20 protein-coding genes are annotated in these 19,161 nt (G+C 45.2%); 11 read left to right on the top strand and 9 right to left on the bottom strand.

Annotated elements, in window-relative coordinates; all coding sequences use genetic code 11:
- Positions 1–18 precede the first annotated feature (18 nt).
- From AACQ84_RS15125 to AACQ84_RS15085, 9 genes are all read left to right on the top strand, one after another.
- On the top strand, positions 19–897 hold the full coding sequence (locus AACQ84_RS15125) for a class I SAM-dependent methyltransferase (protein WP_012308583.1): 879 nt from the start codon (positions 19–21) through the stop codon (positions 895–897).
- A gap of 31 nt (positions 898–928) precedes the next feature.
- Positions 929–1,543, top strand: coding sequence for an alpha-ketoglutarate-dependent dioxygenase AlkB (locus AACQ84_RS15120; protein ID WP_012308582.1), 615 nt, complete (start codon positions 929–931; stop codon positions 1,541–1,543).
- A gap of 139 nt (positions 1,544–1,682) precedes the next feature.
- On the top strand, positions 1,683–2,819 hold the full coding sequence (locus AACQ84_RS15115; protein WP_200807261.1) for a hypothetical protein: 1,137 nt from the start codon (positions 1,683–1,685) through the stop codon (positions 2,817–2,819).
- Positions 2,809–3,708: a hypothetical protein gene (locus tag AACQ84_RS15110; RefSeq protein ID WP_012308580.1), complete on the top strand. Its 900-nt coding sequence runs from the start codon at positions 2,809–2,811 to the stop codon at positions 3,706–3,708. Before AACQ84_RS15115 ends, AACQ84_RS15110 begins: the two co-directional genes overlap by 11 nt.
- A complete protein-coding gene (locus AACQ84_RS15105; RefSeq protein WP_234991454.1) occupies positions 3,701–4,864 on the top strand; it encodes a pentapeptide repeat-containing protein in 1,164 nt (387 codons plus the stop codon). The genes AACQ84_RS15110 and AACQ84_RS15105 overlap by 8 nt, the downstream gene beginning before the upstream one ends.
- Positions 4,865–5,093: 229 nt before the next feature.
- Positions 5,094–5,501: a hypothetical protein gene (locus AACQ84_RS15100; protein WP_012308578.1), complete on the top strand. Its 408-nt coding sequence runs from the start codon at positions 5,094–5,096 to the stop codon at positions 5,499–5,501.
- Positions 5,502–5,577: 76 nt separating this feature from the next.
- Positions 5,578–7,275, top strand: a complete 1,698-nt coding sequence (locus tag AACQ84_RS15095) for a hypothetical protein (RefSeq protein ID WP_012308577.1) — start codon at positions 5,578–5,580, stop codon at positions 7,273–7,275.
- Positions 7,276–7,292: 17 nt separating this feature from the next.
- Entirely contained in the window at positions 7,293–7,961 is a 669-nt protein-coding gene (locus AACQ84_RS15090; RefSeq protein WP_012308576.1) for a hypothetical protein, read from the top strand.
- Positions 7,962–7,983: 22 nt separating this feature from the next.
- Positions 7,984–8,796: a hypothetical protein gene (locus tag AACQ84_RS15085; RefSeq protein ID WP_143589475.1), complete on the top strand. Its 813-nt coding sequence runs from the start codon at positions 7,984–7,986 to the stop codon at positions 8,794–8,796.
- Positions 8,797–8,907: 111 nt separating this feature from the next.
- Here AACQ84_RS15085 and AACQ84_RS15080 read toward each other — a convergent pair whose 3' ends face one another.
- On the bottom strand, positions 8,908–9,363 hold the full coding sequence (locus AACQ84_RS15080; protein WP_012308574.1) for a hypothetical protein: 456 nt from the start codon (positions 9,361–9,363) through the stop codon (positions 8,908–8,910).
- 165 nt (positions 9,364–9,528) lie between these two features.
- Positions 9,529–12,864, bottom strand: a complete 3,336-nt coding sequence (locus tag AACQ84_RS15075; protein WP_012308573.1) for a helicase-related protein — start codon at positions 12,862–12,864, stop codon at positions 9,529–9,531.
- Between the two features lie 37 nt (positions 12,865–12,901).
- Here AACQ84_RS15075 and AACQ84_RS15070 point away from each other — a divergent pair, with 37 nt between their 5' ends.
- The gene (locus AACQ84_RS15070) at positions 12,902–13,141 is read left to right on the top strand and encodes an AbrB/MazE/SpoVT family DNA-binding domain-containing protein (protein WP_012308572.1); all 240 of its coding nucleotides are present in this window, start codon (positions 12,902–12,904) and stop codon (positions 13,139–13,141) included.
- Positions 13,142–13,537 (top strand): type II toxin-antitoxin system tRNA(fMet)-specific endonuclease VapC, encoded by a 396-nt coding sequence (gene vapC, locus AACQ84_RS15065; RefSeq protein ID WP_012308571.1) that lies wholly within the window; start codon positions 13,142–13,144, stop codon positions 13,535–13,537.
- Here vapC and AACQ84_RS15060 read toward each other — a convergent pair whose 3' ends face one another.
- From AACQ84_RS15060 to AACQ84_RS15030, 7 genes are all read right to left on the bottom strand, one after another.
- On the bottom strand, positions 13,538–13,960 hold the full coding sequence (locus AACQ84_RS15060) for a type II toxin-antitoxin system VapC family toxin (RefSeq protein ID WP_012308570.1): 423 nt from the start codon (positions 13,958–13,960) through the stop codon (positions 13,538–13,540).
- Positions 13,947–14,186, bottom strand: coding sequence for a CopG family transcriptional regulator (locus AACQ84_RS15055; RefSeq protein WP_238986484.1), 240 nt, complete (start codon positions 14,184–14,186; stop codon positions 13,947–13,949). The genes AACQ84_RS15060 and AACQ84_RS15055 overlap by 14 nt, the downstream gene beginning before the upstream one ends.
- Positions 14,187–14,253: 67 nt before the next feature.
- Complete coding sequence (locus AACQ84_RS15050; RefSeq protein ID WP_012308568.1) at positions 14,254–14,589, bottom strand: XisI protein; 336 nt, start codon at positions 14,587–14,589, stop codon at positions 14,254–14,256.
- A complete protein-coding gene (locus AACQ84_RS15045) occupies positions 14,577–15,002 on the bottom strand; it encodes a XisH family protein (protein WP_012308567.1) in 426 nt (141 codons plus the stop codon). The genes AACQ84_RS15050 and AACQ84_RS15045 overlap by 13 nt, the downstream gene beginning before the upstream one ends.
- Positions 15,003–15,036: 34 nt before the next feature.
- Positions 15,037–15,423: a helix-turn-helix domain-containing protein gene (locus AACQ84_RS15040; RefSeq protein WP_012308566.1), complete on the bottom strand. Its 387-nt coding sequence runs from the start codon at positions 15,421–15,423 to the stop codon at positions 15,037–15,039.
- A 12-nt stretch (positions 15,424–15,435) separates the two neighbouring features.
- The gene (locus tag AACQ84_RS15035) at positions 15,436–15,750 is read right to left on the bottom strand and encodes a type II toxin-antitoxin system HigB family toxin (RefSeq protein WP_012308565.1); all 315 of its coding nucleotides are present in this window, start codon (positions 15,748–15,750) and stop codon (positions 15,436–15,438) included.
- A 105-nt stretch (positions 15,751–15,855) separates the two neighbouring features.
- A complete protein-coding gene (locus AACQ84_RS15030; protein WP_156785485.1) occupies positions 15,856–19,020 on the bottom strand; it encodes a DUF1156 domain-containing protein in 3,165 nt (1,054 codons plus the stop codon).
- Positions 19,021–19,161: the final 141 nt, after the last annotated feature.

The following is a 19,161-nucleotide window of genomic DNA, read 5'->3' as shown; positions in this document are numbered from 1 at the left end:
TGGAAGGGAGACGGAAAGATGAAACTAAATCAGACGATGAAGGCGGTAATCGATGCGACCATTGCGAAGCAGTACGAACAACAAAATACCTGTGAGGTATGGCGAAAAATAGTGATGCGTAAAGATGATGCGGCCCAGCGCTATCACATTCTGCGTCAGGGTAAAGCAGACTTTGTGGCTGGGGAAGCAGGTCTGAGTCCATTACAGACAGTCATTTTATACTGTCGCCACTATATGCAAATGCACCTAGCCAGTAGCCGCTACCTGTTTAAGCTATTCAGCATGGCAAAATCAACCGTCGACTACCCTTTACATACCGACGGGGTAACAATGATTGACTTTGGTTGTGGCCCCATGACCTCTGGTCTGGCCTTAGCTACTCATATCCAGGAGCTCCATCAGAAAAAAGCCACCATCAACTACATCGGCATCGACCACTCAGCCGCCATGCTGGAAATGGCAGCAGTCTTTAGCGATCGCCGCGAACTCTTTCATCCTGCATCTAATTTCCAGTTCCTGCAAAAGTGTCATCATGCAGAAGAGCTCATTGAAATTATCAACCAACAGGAAAAGGGTGGTCAGCAATCAACCATCATCTTCAACTTCTCCTATCTATTTGCGAGTGAGACCCTCGATCAAAAGCAGTTAGCCTGCATCATTAATGGACTGCTCCAATACTTTCGAGAAAAAAAGATCGTTTTCTTCTTTCAAAATCCCCCAGGAGATTACCTCAATAAAAAATGGATTCTCTTCAAAGAAGAATTATCTTTTAATCTGGAAAGTACCACAAACCAGATTTTGGTACCTTACTACGAATATCAATTTTTCAAAACAAATAAAGTAGATGTGCCAAAACGAGCGATAAATCTATACTATGAAATCCTAAGAAATTATTAAATCTAACAAATTTAAAATGGGGGATAACAATATGAATTCTAACCTTAATGATCAGCAATTAGAGTTGTTTGCATCGGTCACAATCAACGAACCTCAAATACCAGGATTACAATACATCGAAGAATTTATTGATAAACAAACAGAACAAGAACTCTTAAATCTAATCGACCAGCAGCAATGGTTGATGGATTTAAAGCGTCGCGTCCAGCACTATGGGTATAAATATGATTATAGAACTAAGAAAATTGATTATTCGATGTACCTGGGTATTCTACCTGATTGGTTATTCCCCATCATTGAGCAAATGGTTTCTTTAAACTTGATCTCTGAGCTTCCAGATCAGGCAATTGTTAATGAATATCTCCCTGGTCAAGGAATTACATCTCATGTTGATTGTAAGCCCTGTTTTACAGATACGATCATTTCCCTGAGTTTAAACGCACCATGCATAATGAATTTTGATAGTATCGTTAACAATGAACGGCAATCAAAATTACTCAAACCTAGAAGTTTAGTGATATTGCAAGGAGAATCTCGATATCTCTGGAAGCATGGGATCCCACCCCGTAAGAGTGACCAGTGGAACGGTCAAAAAATTATGCGTGATCGCCGCATTTCAATTACTTTTAGAAAAGTGATTATTTAGAAAGTGTTTTTATTTAAAATCATTATTAATCTTGTCTGATGCAATGTTTTGAGTAATCTTTAATTATTTTTTGGCCATGCAAATACCAATTTCACCACGTCCTAAATATTATCCAGTGAAACTTGAGTTTCCTAATCCTGTGACTCATAAATCTATCCTCTCCCAGCAGCAGATTTCTAATAAAGCTTTTTTTCTTCTGAAATGTGCCTTGATTTGTGATGCAAAAGATCTCCATGGCACAGCAATTGTGACCCAGGATTTACAGCAACGAGCCCACTTAAATGCAAGCCTTATCACGATTTCTAGCTTTGTGAATACCCTTGGCATTGCACCATTTGTTTTTCTTGCTCTGAGTGGCTTTGGGCTTTTTTTATCCCCCGTAGCAGCCATGGTTGTCTTGGGAGGAATTAATGCAGCATCCAATCACTGTGGGGCGCTCGCCGCGAGACACGCGCCAGGTTATCGGGCGAATGCTTGGTGTGGTCTAGGAGGATTTTTGATGATTAATACTCTTTTGACCGTATTTACGGGGCCAGGCATTGTGATGTTCACTAATCAACCTGCTGTGAGGCAAACATTAGCCGGAACGGTCATTCACGAACAACGGGAACGATTGGACGTTCTTAAGCAACCTGCTGAACTGGATGAACTCAAGGCTGAGATTAATGAATCTAAAGCACTCCTGCAGCAAATTGTCGTGCAGGAAGGGGAAGTTGCTTCCCGGCAAAATCCTGAATGGCAGCGGCTTCAGCTCAGCCTTTATGGCTCCTATGAAGAGCGAAATACCGATTGGACGATGGTAAAAACCCCTAATTTGCCCCTGACCCAAAAGCTTGAACGCCTTGAAACAGAAAATATGGCCGCTTATGAAGCCGCCAGTACCACATTGGATGAAGCCCTAAGCCGACGTATTGAATACGGGGATGATGTGCAGTTTCTCCAGGCAGAAATGCCCCGACACTTTGAAAGCAAGTTTCAGCCTGATCACAACCTGAAATCTCCCACTGATGGAGTGGCGATCGCCACTCAATTATTTATCAATGATTTCAAAATGGGTCGTTTTGAACAACTGGCCTTTCCGATGTTGATGGCGGGAATTTCCGTTGTTTTGAGTGCTACGGCCTGCCTATTGACCTACAGTTTTGCCCGGAGCCCCGCTGTCCAGGATAGCCTTGACCCCAAGAAAAAGGCTTTAGTCCAAAAGGCCGTGCATATCCTCCGCCAGCGTCATTACCAGGCTCAAGGAGCTAAGGAGGAAATCCACCATGATCAGTAACTATCCGACTCAATCTCAGTATGGGCCAGACCTTGCGACCCTTGATCACATTGAAGCCACTGGTGAGGTCTATCATTCCTGGGAAGTGATGGAATTAATTCAAGTGCTTGAACAACAAGTCCAAGAGGAACTCGAAGCCCGCGATCGCCAAAAACGAGAACAGCAGGCCCAAGAGGAACTCGAAGCGCTGGAACAGCAAAAACATCTCCAGCAAAAATTAGCTGAACTAGAAGAACTGCAATCTCAAAAACAAGACCAGCAAGTCTTAGGAGAGTTTGAGCAACAAGGTTTAGATACACAAAGTAACGACGCTGTTCCTGGAGCTGTTGATTCAGCGATGGTTACAACCTACGAAGAGGAGCTAATGGCTTTAGGAGCACATCTCAAACAGCACTGCCAAGATTTATTCCAAGCCTTAACCCCCATCACAGAAACCCCAGTGGTGCAATTCCCTAGCACTCCGGCAGAGGTTCAAAATCACATTGACCAAATTCATCAAATTATTATGCCGCTGCTGAATTTAACCTACAAATATCAAGAATTTCTGGTGGCGACAGATCGTCGAGATGGCATTACCCATTGTTACTATCAGCGGGGATTAAACTACTGTGCCAATTATCTCGCTCAGCGGGCTACCCTAGCCACCTTGACGACGGAATTTAAAATAGCATTCCGGCCGGCGATCGCCCTAGAACGAATTTATCGTTATCTCGATCAATTGCCCAGTCTTTATTATTCCTTGACTAATCGACTGCTGCAAACGCTTTGGGCACAGATATCTGAGACATATTTGCCCCCTGAAGCGCCCGATATCTTAACCCCTGAAGTTCTGACTCCAGAATATTTACCTGAAGAGGCAGTGAAAACAAATGAAATCCTTGATGCGTAGTATTATTCGAAATCTTGATGTTCTTATTTTTTGGCATCATACAGCCCCCTTTCGCCCTACTTTTTCCAAAGAGCGTCTCAATGATGCTCAGTTTCAACAAGCGATCCAAGGTGATCGCCGTGACTTTAGTCGAGTGGTATTTGTAGGGGTAGACTTTAGCCAATATTCCCTCCAGGGATTTGTATTTTACCAAGCAGATTTTCGCTTATCTAACCTATCTGCTCCTGGTATTAACCTAGCTGGAGCAGAATTAACCGGTGCTTTTCTCCAAAATATGAACTTAGCCGGAGCAAATCTCGAAAATGCGGTTCTGTGCCATGCAAACCTTGAAGGCGCTAACCTCTCCAATTGCAACCTCAAAGATGCCAACTTGAGTAGAGCAAACCTAACCAATGCTCTGTTAAATCAGGCTCAACTGACTGGAGCGACGCTAGTGCGAGCCAAAGCCCAAGCCGCTAATCTTAAAGAAATTCAAGGGGAGGGGCTCAATGCTCACCAGGCAGATTTACGTGGTGCCAACCTCAGCGAGAGTATTCTTAATGGTTCAGTGCTAACTCGGGCTCAGTTAGACGGAGCCAATATTGCCCACAGCGAATTGCGGAGCAGTAACCTTGCTGGGATTCAAGCTCCTCAGCTTAATGGAGTTGGTTGCGATCTATCCGCAGCAGCATTACAAAAGGCAAATCTCCAAGGCGCAAATCTCCAGGATGCGATTGTGCAACGTACCATGTTGCAGCAGTCAAATTTGGCGGGGATTCAGTGGGCGCGGGCAGATCTGGCCTATGCCACTTTGAGTGGCGCAAATCTCAGTGATGGTGTCTTTGATAATGCCAACTTGGAAGGGGTCAACTTAGCAAAAGCTGTGTTGACAGAAAGTAATTTAAACCATGCTTATTGTGCAGGGATCAATGCAACACGGGCAAATTTAGCAGGTACTAACTTCGCCAGTGCTGACCTCCGTAATGCGAATCTCCAGGGGGCCGATCTGAGCGGTGCTAACTGTGTTTGGGCTGATTTGCGGGGAGCAAATTTATTAGGCACCAAAAGTGCTGGCTTGAGTCTGGAAAATGCCGATCTAACCGAGGCCAGCGTTTCTGGATTAGACAGCGTCGGCGCTACGACCTGGCTTCCCAAGGAACATGCGATACAAAACTGATCACTGAAAAGGCCATGTGTTTCTGGGATTGGGAATTGAGCATCACGAGGTTTAATAGAAAGTGTAAGTTTCAGATAGATCCAAGCAAAAGCTCAACCAAAATTTTTTCCCTATCTATACCTAGTCTGAGCATACCGTACCGGAATAGCAACAATGCCCTCTACCAAAGGATCAATAGCTCGTTGATTAGGACTCAATAATTTTTTCTTAGTTTTATTTTTAATTAGTCATGAACGATAAACGCCAACAACTCCAAGAACTACAGATACTACGGGACGAAAACCTAATTAGTGAAGCAGAATTCTTTAAGCTCAGACAAGACATTCTCTCCAGTAACTCCCTTCAACCCCAAACGAACCTTGATCGTCTTGCCCGGAAAAAAATTTGGGTCGTAGTTCTGTGGGCACTATTTGTTCCCATTGGGGCCTATGCCTATACTCGTCGTTGGAAGGCTTTTTTCATCACCTTTGCCTGTCTAGCTGCTCTAGGGGGATTTATTGGAGTAGCAAGCGAAGATGTTGAAGAGGCGATCGCCAATGCCTTTGCCCTTGGTTCCATCGCTGGGCCTTTGGCAGCAGGAGTTGATAATGGCGTTGCGATCAGTCGTGCCCGGGAAAATAAACCAGATTGGAGCTAAACCAAAGTGCTCGATTGCTCTGGGAGTCCTACGGGCGAGATAAATTTTATGAACTTTATGAATTTGATCGAGGTCAATGGAAATGCGACAAATACAACTGACGCGCCAAGCCATTCAAGATTTACGTAATTTACAGAGCACAGGTTCCCTGAAAGTGCCTGAACGCTTATTTGAGCGGCTTACAGAAACGCCCGATGATAGTAATTTTCCTAATACAATTCACTTTTCAGGCGGAGGTTGTGCAGACCATTGGCGATCGCGTCTCGATCTAGGTGGTGGGAGTTCCCTAAGGTTGATTTGGACTCTCAATCAAGAGGATAGTTCGATCCGAATTCTATATGCTGCGCAACGTGACGATGATACCTACAGCATCGATATCAGGGCACTGCCTCGAGAACCCGCCTATACCTGGAATGGAGAGAAGGGCATCGATTGGTCTTTTTTTCTGAACGGCCACTATAACTACAGCCCCGTGATGACCCAAGCCCAAAAATCGACTAGCGATCAAATTGGTCAACACACAGCAGTGAGCCACTATGGAGAAAATCCCCGGATTGGCTTTTTCGCCCATATTACCCAAAGTCCCCCAGGCACAGGGAAAACGGTCACTGCCGCACTACGGGCCTGCGACCTATACGGAATGGGGTGGAATGTTCTTTTTCTGTTGCCCCAGAGCTTACTCGAAGAGGTTAAAGAATTCCATTGCCTGCAATCTATTCCTTCGGATATGTCCCAGGGATTTTTCTATGGCACGTTTCAAGACTGGGTCAAACATGCCTCTCCAGAGAGCGAATCCTCGATATTATCCCCAGATGAGGAGCTAGAAATTCTCAAACGGCTGGCTCAAAGGGCTGAACAGTCCCAAGCTAGCCTGAATTTTCAGGGCATTAGACAAAGAGATCTGATCCTTTATCAATCCTTTGTTCTAAAACAGGACTCGGATCAAACCAAAAATTCGGTCTACCGAGAAAATGCTGATCGAATCGAGGTACTTAAACGAATTTCTCCGGAATGGTGGGACCAAGCATGCAAAGATATTAATAAATTATCCCGCTCAGATATTGCAACTCGGCTCTGTGAGCAATGGGAGCAAACTCCGGTCACCCTTCCCTCCAAGGATAGAGGCGGCATCACTGTAATTATTGATGAGTCCCAAGATTATCTGCTGAGTGAATTAGAGGCGATTAAAAAGCTTTGTCGCGGTTGGCAGAAAGCTGGTCAACCGACCTATCTGTGGTTGCTGGGTGATCTCAATCAAAGAATTATGCCAGTTGATTTTGATTGGGGTGCCTTGGAACTCGTTAATGTGCAGGAACCGGATTGGAAGTGTTTCCGCAATTCAAAACGCATCCTTGAATTTAGCAATTTATTCTTGGCACCAGCGTCAGAAAATGCGAGGCAAAATAAGGCGCGTTGTCCCTATCAACCGACTGAAGCTGACTATGCCTACAAAACAGGAGAGAAGGTAAAGCTGATCAAGTACCCATCTCCATTGGAGGCAGAAGTTTTTTTGGAAAAACTCTGTCAGTCTTTGGGGCGAAAAACCAAGGCTATTGAAGCAAGTAAATCATTGATCTATAAACTCGTTAGTCGGATTAAGGTTTTATATGCTGAAACCTATCAATCGAAATATAACGACCAATTAGAATTTCTCAATGTCCATGAGGTGAAGGGACGGGAATTCGATACATCTGTGGTTTTCAATGCTTTTAAAACGACCACGCCGGAACCCACCTCAGAGGACTGGTGGCAATGGGTATACGCTTTTGACTAGAACCCGTTCTCGGCTTCGTGATTGTCATCACTGAAGCGCAATATAAACTCCTTTTGCGGTATCTGCCGAATTTGCCAGCAGTCTGTGAGTCGATTGATTATCGGGACGCATCAGCCATTGACAATTTAATCCACTGGCTACAAGCAGAGGATGATGAATTGATTCTTGCTTTGCAGAAAAAAAATATCATTCGTCAATATCTTCTCGATGCTTTGCAACTGGAGTCGGTGCTGATTTACCGGGATATGTATGAAGTCCTGGATCAAATTAACTTTAAGGGGGAAGAACGCAGCCTCCTTGAGCGGGAGATGATTCTATGCCTCCAGCAACGATCCTTAGAGGAGCTCAAGGTGAAGTTAGCACTTTTGGATACAGAGCAAGTGAATCCTTTACTCCAAAGTCTTATTCTCCGGGCGATGGGAAATTACTGGGATGGGGCACGTAGGATAACAAGCCTCAAACAGACTCATTCAGCTGAATATGACAGGATTATGGAGGCGATCGCCCATGATCTTGAGGCTGTGAATCTATTTGTTGAAGCGGCAAGACTTAGATTTCAAATGCGGCAGATCCCCTATCCTAAACATCTACCCCTGCCGGAGATTGCTCAAGCCGAAGGCAATCTGATCACAGCTTTAGTAAAGATTCTCAAATCCCAAGACAACGTTTATACACAAGGAAATTAACCCGATTATGAATCCTCAAAATATGACACACAATCATCCAGCAGTCCTCAAGGATAACGATACCTTAATGGCATTGGGTGAACTGGAAAAAATGTTGAAGCACGCGATCACTAAGGCCGAAAATTTATTGGCAAAAGCCTGGGATCGGGATGAGATTCAGCAGGTGATGGCAGAAATCGCAGCCGCACGACAGACCCTAAAATCAGCCAACGAGGCTTTGCATGACCACCAAGAGCGCGGTCAAGATCGCTTACAGGAACTCAGCTCTGGAACAGCCAAAGCCCAGGCCATATTTCAGGAACTTAAGGAGATCATTAACCAGGCAGAAAAGACCCACTCCCAACTAGAATCGCAAAAAGAAACAGGCGATCGCTATCTTGAATCTCTTGGTACTTTGACGCAAAAACAGCGAGAGTACAAGGTTGATTTTGCCAAAACAAATCAAACATTAGAGGCCGCAGAAAATCTGATTTCGGCGCTAGATCATAAATACGAGGCACTAGTTGATGTCGAAGCCCACATTCTTGAATTATTGAAATGCCTCGATGGTTACCAGTCTATTCAAGAGTTGATTTTGTCTATTCAGGCGGCGACGGAAAAACTACAAGCAGAACAAATAATGGCTAGGGATGTTATTAAGCAAATGGCCAGTCTCCAGGAACAGTTTGATCACCTAATCCAGACCCAAAGCCTCAATGACCGAGAATATCAAATGCAGATAGAAAGGCTTAATGAGCAGGTGCAGTATCTCATCCAGGCCCAACGCTCCCCCTGGTGGTGGCCTGGTAACTGGTGGTGGAAAAGAAGAGCTACTTTTACGCCAAAACGTTTTTGAGTTGTTAACCTAGACCAAATACTGGATGGGGGGCAGCAGCAAGAATTTTTGAGGAGGGAGAGAGAACGAAATAATTGGTTTTATGCTCTCTCTCCCTATCTGTCAGGGGTTTTACACAAAAATGAGACGATAACTCTTCTGTTGACGGTCAATTTCTCTGTAAAGGAAATCAACCCATTGGTTTTGGCTAGGGAAGTGCTTTGGATCTAGGCAGAGTACCCAGTAAGCTTGAATCCCTAACTGGCGACGCACCTGAAAATAGGCGGCTTGATTAGCCTTGTTCAAAGTTTTGTAAGCTTGGAACTCATTGGGTACTAGACATACACCGACCCGGATCTTTTCGCCCATCTGATTTTCCAGACAGAGAACCGCATCAATTTTAAGCAGATCCCAAAAAGTATGGGGATCTTCAGGATCTTGACGCTTGGCGATCGCCTTTTCAAGTTCCCAAGAGAGATGGGTCTGTACCAAGTTACTAACCTTGGGAAAGGCGAGATCGGGATGTGAATTGTCTAAAACTTGGAGGCGGGCGGCGATGGAGCGGAACTGGAGATTTAGTAGAGACATACTGGTTTTTCCTCTTTGGAAGTTACGTATAGGCGCAGCAATGGTTCTGCAACCTTTGAAACTTCTGTGGGAAAAACGATGTTGCTCTAGCTCATCTACTAAATCAGTGGTTTGAATGACGAGATAACCACGTGAAAATAATATAGCACGACCTCTAAGTCATTTCTACAGACTGAGACTATTTTTTTGAGCTTTTAGGCAAATTTGGATTAAGTTCCGAAGCAACGGCTCCCCAATGCTCATTAGTCTGAGGGAAGAGGAATATTCTTCAAAGGTTGCGGGATCAAATGTAACTGTTTCGGTTTTTGACTTTTGAGTCAGTAACCACTGACGCGCACCTTCGCTGTCCCTGGAGGGAGTACCTTTGTTTGCAAAAGAAATTCCGGCTTGTTTCAGGCTTGGAGAGGTTGTAAGCCACCGTTCCAGATCCTGCCAGGACAAAGGAGAGGGTGGTTGGGGTTGATGAATGCTGGCAAGATCAGCTTCTACATCCATCTGCACCATGTCATCGAGGGTTACCTGTAGTGGTGGAGCATCTAATTCATGGTCAAAATCCGAAAAGAGTACGTCGGCTTCTTGGGGGTCGGCGCTCATGGTTGCCCGTTCGATCAGGGTCGGGACTTTGGCCAGGATGGGTTGGAGGCTACCAACAACCGATGAAAAGGCGTGAATGCGATCGCGGAGGCGCTGATAGACTCTGGCTTCCACGGTGCCGTCGTAATAGAAGTTGTGGATGATGACCCTGGGGAAAGTTTGACCGATGCGATCAATCCGGCCAATTCGCTGTTCGACACGCATCGGGTTCCAAGGCATATCGTAGTTAATCAATACGCCGCAGGTTTGCAGGTTCAACCCTTCACTGGCGGATTCAGTACAGAGCAGAATTTTTATTTCCCCCTGGCGAAATTCCCGCTTGATTCGTTCTTTGGGGACAGTGCGCCATTCGCCATCGATTAGCTTTTCGCCACTGCGACCGGAGTAACAAGCAACCTGGGTGTCATAGATATGCCGCAGTTCTCCCCGCAGAAAGTCCAGGGTATCGGTGTATTGGGTGAAGATGATGGCACTATCGCGATTTTGGAACTCTTGGCGGAGGATGGTGAGCAGGTGGGCAAATTTGGTATCTTCTCCGGTGTTTTCAAATTGGCGCAGCAGTTCTTCGAGGAATTCGATTTCCTTGGGGTGAATCTCCTCCATAAAACTTTCAAGACCGTCAATGATGGCATCATCTTGGTCTTCGAGTTCCAGAAAATCATCATCGCTCAAACCACTACCTTGCTGAGTAATCAACGCATCTAGGCGGCGCTGTAGAGATTCACGGATAGCGTAGAAGGAACTGGTCAATCGTTTGCGGTACAGGGTCATTAAAAACCCCAGGGCTTTACGATTTTCCTTTTGGGCAAGGCGATAAAAATCTCGCACATAATCACTCACCTGTCGGTAAAGCTCGGCTTCTCTGGTGGGTTCAAGGGCGATCGCCTGATCTTGGACATCTCTTTGGGGAATGTCCTTTTCGAGGAGTCCCCGTTTGTAATACTCGCGGAGGGTATTGCGGGTATGGCGAAACATCTTCTCTTTGAGGGGGGTGTGGATACTGAGATATTCCTTAGAACGCTCCATAAATTGGGTGTCGTTCAAATATTGCCGGAGGTTAATGGTGGGATATTTGCCGCTCCAAAAATCATCGAGGCGCGAGGCCAGGAGGCGATCGCTTTGATTGAGGTAGGCCTGGAATCGGGGGCAGGATTTACCGCCATACTTGAAGTAATCCGCCGTCATTTGCTGCCAGAATTTCAACAGATTTTCGTTGGGTTGATTGTCGAGGGTCGCGAAGTAATCACAGAAGACATCACCATATCTCCAGTGACCCTCTAAACCAATGACGGAGATCAGGTCAAAAACTTCGATCGGGTCGATCTGCATGGGTGTTGCGGAGAGTAAAACCATACTTAAGGTTTTTTCCCGCAGTTGTTGAAGCAGTTCCAGTAAACGATTGGGGGTTTCTTTTCGATTTTGGGGCGCTTTGCGGCGGGCGTGATGGGCCTCGTCAATAATCACCACATCCCAAGGCTCGGCGGCGAGTAATTCTTCCATGCGGTCTCGGCGGCGTACAAGGTGACTAGAGGCCAATATGAGATCTTGGGTATTCCAAGGGTTATCGAGGGAAGGACAGGTTTCGCCATCGGGATTAGTTAGTTGTCCTTTGCTGTAACTCCAGAAATGCAAATTGAATTTTTCCCGCATTTCGCTATGCCATTGGGGTTGAACGCTAGCAGGGGCGAGCACTAAAATCCGTTTGGCTTTACCGGAGACGAACAAGTAACGGAGAATTAGTCCTGTTTCGATGGTTTTACCCAGTCCCACCTCATCGGCAATGAGAAAACTACAGGGGAAATTTTCGACGACGTGGCGCAAGATTTTGATTTGGTGCGGCCAGGGGGTGATAGGAATCGACTCTAGGCAATAACTCAAACAACCTGGATCGGTCGGCAGGGCTTGCCATTTTTTAAGCATTTCCTGTTCAAAGATGATTGCTTCTTGCCCCCCAGCCCCCGAATCGGGGGAGTAAGAGGGATCGGGTAAGTCCCCAGATGATTGCCCTCCTAGCCCCCCAACTTGGGGGGAATTTGAATGTGTGCTGGTATTTAAGTCCCCAGAATGGGGATTTAGGGGCGTGTTCGTATTGTAGTTATCACCATCTTCTTTCACACTGGAACTCTGGGGCGATTTGAATGTTTTTGGTAAGGGGCGGTAGTCGTAATCCTTTGCTGGGTTCCACTGAGGTTTTTGTGAGGGTGTGTAGCGCAGTATTTTGTCCTGAATTGCGTCGGGCATGGCAAAGCTTTTGACCCGTGGCATTTGGTTAATCCAGAGTTGCTCGAATCTGACAATTTCTTCCTGTACTCGCTCTAAATCTCGTTTGCCTTCCCAGGAGCAATAGACATGGAAAGATTCTGTATTTAGTTCCCAACCGCCGACGGATTCATTGGCTGATCCATTGGTGGCAATTTGGTTCCCTGCGGCATCGGTGAAGATACAAACCTTTTCATGAAAGATATGGTTGAAATCAAGCGTTTCTTCGAGGAGCTGGGGATCACCGTTTTGTTTGAGCGGGATAGCAATGCGGATATCTAATCGACCCGCTTGGATCAACCAACTGAGGATTTCAAAATGGTGGAGCTGGGCGAAGTTTTGTGGTGGCGTGAGATCCGCATCAAGGCGGGTGGTTACTGCCTCTCGGAGTTCATAGCCTTTTTTGATGGCGGCAACATCTTGGGCGCTGAGGTGACAACCGAGAATTAGGCGCATTTTGCCGTCTTGGTTCAACATTGTGCCTAGACCTCTAGCAATATGGCTTAGGATGGCACTGCCAAAAAATCCCGATTTACGGTCGTATTGAATTGAGCGTTCGAGGGCCGGGATGTAGAAATCGGCAATGGGGTTATTTTGATCGCTGCTATAGCTAATTTTCCACGGGTAGTCGGGCAGAGAGGAAGGCATATATACTAGGAATATATATTTTTATGCTTAGTCTAGTATGTCTCAACCTAAAACGGCAAAGTTATTTATGAATGGCAATAGTCAGGCGGTACGGTTGCCTCGTGAGTTTCGGTTTGAGGGGAAGGAAGTCTTTATTTACAAAGAGGGCGATCGCGTAATTTTGTCGCCGAAGAAGCGATCGTGGCGGGATTTTTTTGAAAATGCTCCTTGTGCCACGCCAGATTTTATGGAAACACGGGATGATCAACCGCCCCAAGAAAGGGAGGAATTATTCTAAATGTTCTTGTTGGATACGAATATTTGTATTTACATCATTAAAGAAAAGCCATCTCAAGTTTTAGAAAAGTTTGAACAAATTGAGCCCCACAAATTAGGGATCTCGATTATTACTCTAGCGGAATTAGAGTATGGAGCAGCAAAATCAATGAATCCAGCTAAAAACTATCAGGTTATTGAAGATTTTATTACTTATTTAGATGTCTTTAACTGGGATCGTCAAGCCAGTCATATTTATGGTGAACTGCGAGCAACTTTAACTCGTCAGGGCACGCCGATCGGTATCTTAGATACTCAAATCGCTGCCCATTGCCTCAGTTTGAATCGGGTTTTAGTGACGAATAATGTGCGGGAGTTTGAGCGGGTTCCTGGGTTAAAAGTAAAAAATTGGGTTTGATTAGGGAGACGGAATGAGAAGGTTTTGAAAAGGTTTGGTATTTTTCCAGCGGTAAATGCCAAAATCACGCTGATCAGTCGAGAAAATCCTGCCATGTCCAAGTTCCTCCGCCAAGATGACTAAAGAGGCATCGGCTAAATCCATCGGTAAGTCAGCATATTGTTCTGTCAATTGGATAATTCTGGAGAGGTGCTTTGTTTCTAACTGAAAAATTCGAGCAAAACCTTGATCAAGACTTTTGAGAAACTTAGTTTGATATTTCGTCCCTTGCCGCTGTAGCAGTAAATGACAGGTTTCTGTGATCACTGGATATGTAGTGATTAGAGTAGATTTGAGTATTTTGACAGCTTCTACAGATTGTTGATGATATTTATCCTTGCTATTCATCAAGGCATAGAAAAAGCCTGTATCAGCGATGATCATATTTTTTTGCCAATGATTCTGTTAGAACTTGTTTATAGTTACTTGACAAATCAGGATCGTCTTCAAAACAACCGATTAAACCTGACTCTTCCAAAATTTGCAGGGGTGTTTTTTGTGGAATTTGCAGGGTTTGATAATAAAGCTCGATCGCCTTTTTGAGAATTTCAGAAATATCCTGTTGTGTTTGTTGTTGGATCAAGTTAATTTTGTTAGCGATATCGGCCATCAACTTGGGCATTAACTTCCATGATGTTAATCTCTTGCTATGTAAATAATTTACAATTGATAATCATCTAAGCTGTTTCTAAGGTTAAGTGCTCTCGAATATAGGCCGGTTGTAAGCCTGAAATAATATCGATTTTTGGAACACCTTTTTCGAGGAGTTCTTCTGTAATGGATTGATCAGTCTGGTTATTTTGTATCCAGATTTTTTCTTCTTGAATCTCTAAGTGAAGTACACAGGAGTAGATTCGCTGTTGGTCATTCCAACCGAGATGTACTAAGAGATAGCGGTCTTTTTTTTCATCGAAAACGGTTTCTACTTCGATGTCGCCACCAATGGGCTTGATTTTCGCTTTCTCGTTGAGCATGTCTTGAATGATTTGACGATAGTGATTTAATTTATCCATTCGACTAACATCTCCTTGATTGGGTCATAAACAATTAGATTAAGTTGATATTGCTTAATTGCAGCTTTTGGTAAGTCTCTCTTAAAGAAGGATTGATAGGCATAAAGGGGAACGGCTAAGAATAAAGTCCGATTCGGTTCGGTCGTCTCTAGGACTAATCGATAATTTAGAAATTGTCCTAGGCCTAGGGCGAGGTGAAAATCTGATAAAGCGGAGTCATTCAGAAAGCTCTTAATCTCTACTGCAATTTTCTGGTTATCTTTCTCTGCGCCGAGGACTTGTTCTGCGCCAAGGTCGATTTGTACTTGATCATATTCGCCAAATTTTAGGTTTAGAGGATTATGGGTGATTGTCCAGTTTTCTTTGATGAGTGCTGTTTTTACAGCTTCATGGAATTTGTCTTTTGCTGCCATCGTTATTCAATTTGGCTATAATCATAGTCCTGTTCTAGGGATGAAACCTGTACTTTAGTGGTTCTTGAAAAAGAGACTCTAGGGGAATGTTTAAGCCTTTATGCAAAGCCTGAATCATGTTTTTGCTTAGTTCTCGTTTTCCTGATAAGACTTCAGAAACTTTCGACTTACTACCAATGTAAGGAACTAAATCTTGTTGATTAAGACCTTGTTGCTCCATGCGGAACTTGATTGCAGCGATCGCCGTTGGTGCATCTATTCTATATTCTTTGGCTTCATAGGCTTCGACGAGGGTAGTCAGGACTTCTAATTCATCAAATTCAGGTGTATTTGGTTCTGCTTCCATCAGCATTTCAATTCTGCTTAATGCTTCCTCGTAGTCTGATTCTGTGCGGATGGGTTTAATGTAGGTTGTTAGCATAATTTGAGTTGTTTAATTCTCTAAATTCACAGTATTTGCATCGATGTTATCGTAGTCTTGGTGAGTGCCGATAAATTTAATAAAAATGATTTGTGCTGGATAGTTGATTGAAACGACTAGACGATATTTGTTTCCAGCAATATTGAAGACAACACGATTATTTTTTAGGATGCTGGCGCTTTTATATTGTTCTTTGATTTCTGCTGGTGTTTTCCATTGGGCAGCTTTTGCTTCGCTATGCCATGCTTCAATAGCTTCTTTGGCATCATGGTGTTTAGGGTTTTTTTCAATAAAATCAATTAACGTTTTTTTTGCAATAATTCTCATGGGTTTTGGTAATTATTTCTCATGATAACAAGCAATTCCCAAAATGGGAACCTCACCTATCCACCCCACCAGTAGAAAGTCCCCAGTATGGGGATTTAGGGGCTTCTAAAACAAACTCCCCTGTACGGCCTGCCCACTACCCTCGGCATCCTCTGGGGTGACATATCGCACCTTCGCCTTGATCTCATCCATCGCTAACCACAGATCGGCCAGGGCTTTTTCTTCGGGCAGTCGTTTTTTCTCGTCGCCGATGTGGGGGATCGCTTTTAGGGCAACTTCCCAGGCGCGCATAAATTGGTCATTACTCAGGAGTTCGGTTTTCTTCAAGAATTGGCGGACAGGCTCGATGCTCTGTTCTTCTTGATAGATGGCAATGACGGCGTGGAGTCCATCGACGAGGGAAGTGAGGCTAAAGTCGGTGGGACTAACGGAAAAGGCGCGTTTTTTCAGGCGTTGGGTCGGGGTGAGTAGGCTACAGGTGCCGCTTTTGGCGCTGATTAGTTTATGGCTATTTTTTAGGTCGTTGATGTCGAATCCTCCCACCGCGATCGCCAACTGTCTGGCTTCATCAAAGGAGAATTCGCGGGCGCGGAAACTATCCCAAGCGAGGATATACCATTGGGTGAGGGCATCGAAGCCGCTGGTTTCTTGGTTCAGGAGTTTGTTTAGGCGGTAGTGGGAGATGGCTTTGCGGGCTTCTTCAAAGGCGGCTTCGGGGCGCATAGCAATGCCAGAGCTGTCGAGGACTGGCCAACGACGACTAAAAACGCTCAAGGCGGGGCCAAAGGCACTTAGGTAAAGGTCAATGCCTGTAATGCCATTGGCTTCAAATTCTTCGGCGCGTTGGGTGACGAGGTTGTTGAGTTCGGGGCGAATGTCATCCCACCATGCGTTTTCGGCTCCACTTCCTATTCCCCCACTCTGGGGGTCAGGGGGCATACTTCCCCCACTCTGGGGGTTAGGGGGCAAACGTTTGCGGCAAACTAATAATACGGTACTGGATACGCTGTTTTTCTGGGCTTGGTGGAGGTTTTGGGGGTTTTCGGTGCTGACGGCCCAGCTTGCGGTGATCTCGAATCCGGCATTGATCAGGGATTGGGCGAGGACATCCCATGCGCCGCTGTCTTTGTGGTTGAATTGTACGGTCATTACGCCGTTATCTTTTAGCACTCGGTAATATTCGCTGAATGCCATTTGCATTTTGGCTTCGTAGTCTTGGTCGGCGAGGTCTTTGGGGCTGATGCCCATGGCACGGAAACGGGACGGGTTGGCGACGGCTTCGCGGTCTTTGTCGGTGAGTTCGCTGTAATAGAGTTCGGGGAAGATATCGCTTAATATTCGCTTTTGCCACACATAGAAAAAGTCTGATAATTCGGCGTATTGAATGGTGCTGTAATAGGGTGGATCGGTAACGACGGCATCAATGCTTTGATCGGGCAAGTGATACAGGCTATCGGCGGAAGCGTTTTCGATGTGAAAGCTTTTTTCGGTATGGGTTTCTAAACTTTGAAAACTGGATGAATTTATTTTTGTACCGAGTAATTCACAAAGTTTTATATATCCATCAACTGTACTAAATGAACAAGTATCCCAAAGCCATCTAGGTGTACTTTCACAATAATTCCACATTAAATTAAGTGAATGACTGGCAGAAGCCCTAGCAGGAAATGCTGGATTAATTTTCCAACCACTTAAACGGCAATTATGATCGATACAGCGATCTAGTAAACAAGCTAAATAAGTGGCGATCGCCCTTGTTTTCTCCTCCCCTAACTCAGCCCTCATTTTTTCCTTAGCTTCATTGATAATCTCAACATAAGTCACCAACGTTAAAAGCTGCCGAGAGTTAAAAAATACTTTCCAATTTGTCAAACCAAGTTGATCAACACAATCTCTTTCGTAAACACGATTGCTATAAGGGATATGAATATCTGGAATTAGATAGCTACTATCCGAGTTTTCTAATTCTCTTAACCTTTTCTCAGCGAGTTCAAACCCTTGCAAATCGATATTGTTGGCGATTCTAAATTCTAAAGTTCCTTGATTCTTCTTAAAAGCAACGGCATAAAGTTGATGACCTAAGCCTATGTCCTGAGCCTGTTTTTTAATTACTGAATCTTCAATAACTGATTCACAATTAGGACATTTCCCTACCCCTCGACTCATTGTAGAAAAATCATTGGGATCAAAATCACCATCGGGCGTTTGAATGGTGTTACCTTTGCCTTTTTTGCCCTTAATCAATTCAAAATCAACCCGTTTTTCAGCAAGATTCGGCACAGGTTTAACCGCACAAATTGCACCCTTTTTAATTGCCCCCAGCGATCTATCAATCCACCAATTCGGACTTAACGGCACAGTCGATTCACAGTGAGGACATTGCACCGTATGGGCCCAAAGATAATTCTGAATCCGTTCCTTCTCCCCCAATGTTGGGGGCTGGGGGGCTGCCCCTAAATCCCCCATTCTGGGGGACTTTCCAGATTCTTCTCCCCCAAACTTGGGGGTCGGGGGGCTAGGCTGGGGACTTACTACTGGTGTGTTGCCCCTAAATCCCCACTCTGGGGACTTGCCGGAATCTTGCTCCCCTGCCCCTAAATCCCCATTCTGGGGACTTTCTACTGATGTACTGGATAATCTTTCTCCCCCATTCATGGGGGCTGGGGGGCTAGGCTGGGGGGCGTGGCTACTCGGAAAAAACTCATTTAAGCGTTCCTCCGCCTGTTCCCCAACCCATTGCACCCAGCGATCAATATCCTGCTGTAACTCCGCCCCAAACTCTAACGGAAAGGCGATCGCAGCCTTCATCGTCACCACCGCCACCGGATTCAGATCCGACGCAAACACCCGCAACCCATACCGCGCCGCCTCAAACGGAATCGAACCACCCCCCGCAAACGCATCCAACACCGCCGGAGTTTTGTCCCCCCAGAGTTCTTCACAAAGTTCCTGTACCCGTTTAACCCGCTCAGGAGATGGCGGCGTTTTATAAAGACGAGTGCGATTGTGGCGATCGTCCCGCTCTAGGTCAGATTCGTTTTTTCTGGCTTTATCTAACCCAAGGAGATATTCAAACTCCTCCATGGTCACATCCCCAGGCAACAGAGAACCCAACACCGAAGCCCGACTAAAAGACAGCGGCTTACGGGAATACCAACGGTGTAGCCCCTTAAACGGATTTCCCCCATTCTCGAAATACACCTGCTGATTGAGGAGATTTACAGGAAAAATTTTTTCGATGAAAACGGGTTTACGTTGGGGAGTGGTCATAGGTGTCAATGTTGCGCGGATATTCCCTCATGATAGCCCCCCTAACCCCCCAATTTGGGGGAATTTAGCCCCCTAACCCCCGAATCGGGGGAACAAGAGAGAGATGAGGGCGATCGCCTTTTCAGCACACCAGTAGAAAGT

Origin of the sequence: Picosynechococcus sp. PCC 7002 (assembly GCF_963860125.1) — a bacterium.
In the GTDB taxonomy this organism is placed as follows: domain Bacteria; phylum Cyanobacteriota; class Cyanobacteriia; order Cyanobacteriales; family MRBY01; genus MRBY01.
Note: the sequence above shows the minus strand (reverse complement) of the source record. Positions and strands in the feature narration are given on the sequence as shown.

Coding starts and splice junctions, on each gene's coding strand:
- AACQ84_RS15125 (WP_012308583.1), top strand. CDS start 19: ATGAAACTAAATCAGACGATGAAGGCGGTAATCGATGCGACCATTGCG.
- AACQ84_RS15120 (WP_012308582.1), top strand. CDS start 929: ATGAATTCTAACCTTAATGATCAGCAATTAGAGTTGTTTGCATCGGTC.
- AACQ84_RS15110 (WP_012308580.1), top strand. CDS start 2,809: ATGATCAGTAACTATCCGACTCAATCTCAGTATGGGCCAGACCTTGCG.
- AACQ84_RS15105 (WP_234991454.1), top strand. CDS start 3,701: ATGCGTAGTATTATTCGAAATCTTGATGTTCTTATTTTTTGGCATCAT.
- AACQ84_RS15100 (WP_012308578.1), top strand. CDS start 5,094: ATGAACGATAAACGCCAACAACTCCAAGAACTACAGATACTACGGGAC.
- AACQ84_RS15095 (WP_012308577.1), top strand. CDS start 5,578: ATGGAAATGCGACAAATACAACTGACGCGCCAAGCCATTCAAGATTTA.
- AACQ84_RS15085 (WP_143589475.1), top strand. CDS start 7,984: ATGACACACAATCATCCAGCAGTCCTCAAGGATAACGATACCTTAATG.
- AACQ84_RS15080 (WP_012308574.1), bottom strand. CDS start 9,363: ATGTCTCTACTAAATCTCCAGTTCCGCTCCATCGCCGCCCGCCTCCAA.
- AACQ84_RS15075 (WP_012308573.1), bottom strand. CDS start 12,864: ATGCCTTCCTCTCTGCCCGACTACCCGTGGAAAATTAGCTATAGCAGC.
- AACQ84_RS15070 (WP_012308572.1), top strand. CDS start 12,902: ATGTCTCAACCTAAAACGGCAAAGTTATTTATGAATGGCAATAGTCAG.
- vapC (WP_012308571.1), top strand. CDS start 13,142: ATGTTCTTGTTGGATACGAATATTTGTATTTACATCATTAAAGAAAAG.
- AACQ84_RS15060 (WP_012308570.1), bottom strand. CDS start 13,960: ATGATCATCGCTGATACAGGCTTTTTCTATGCCTTGATGAATAGCAAG.
- AACQ84_RS15055 (WP_238986484.1), bottom strand. CDS start 14,186: ATGGCCGATATCGCTAACAAAATTAACTTGATCCAACAACAAACACAA.
- AACQ84_RS15050 (WP_012308568.1), bottom strand. CDS start 14,589: ATGGATAAATTAAATCACTATCGTCAAATCATTCAAGACATGCTCAAC.
- AACQ84_RS15045 (WP_012308567.1), bottom strand. CDS start 15,002: ATGGCAGCAAAAGACAAATTCCATGAAGCTGTAAAAACAGCACTCATC.
- AACQ84_RS15040 (WP_012308566.1), bottom strand. CDS start 15,423: ATGCTAACAACCTACATTAAACCCATCCGCACAGAATCAGACTACGAG.
- AACQ84_RS15035 (WP_012308565.1), bottom strand. CDS start 15,750: ATGAGAATTATTGCAAAAAAAACGTTAATTGATTTTATTGAAAAAAAC.
- AACQ84_RS15030 (WP_156785485.1), bottom strand. CDS start 19,020: ATGACCACTCCCCAACGTAAACCCGTTTTCATCGAAAAAATTTTTCCT.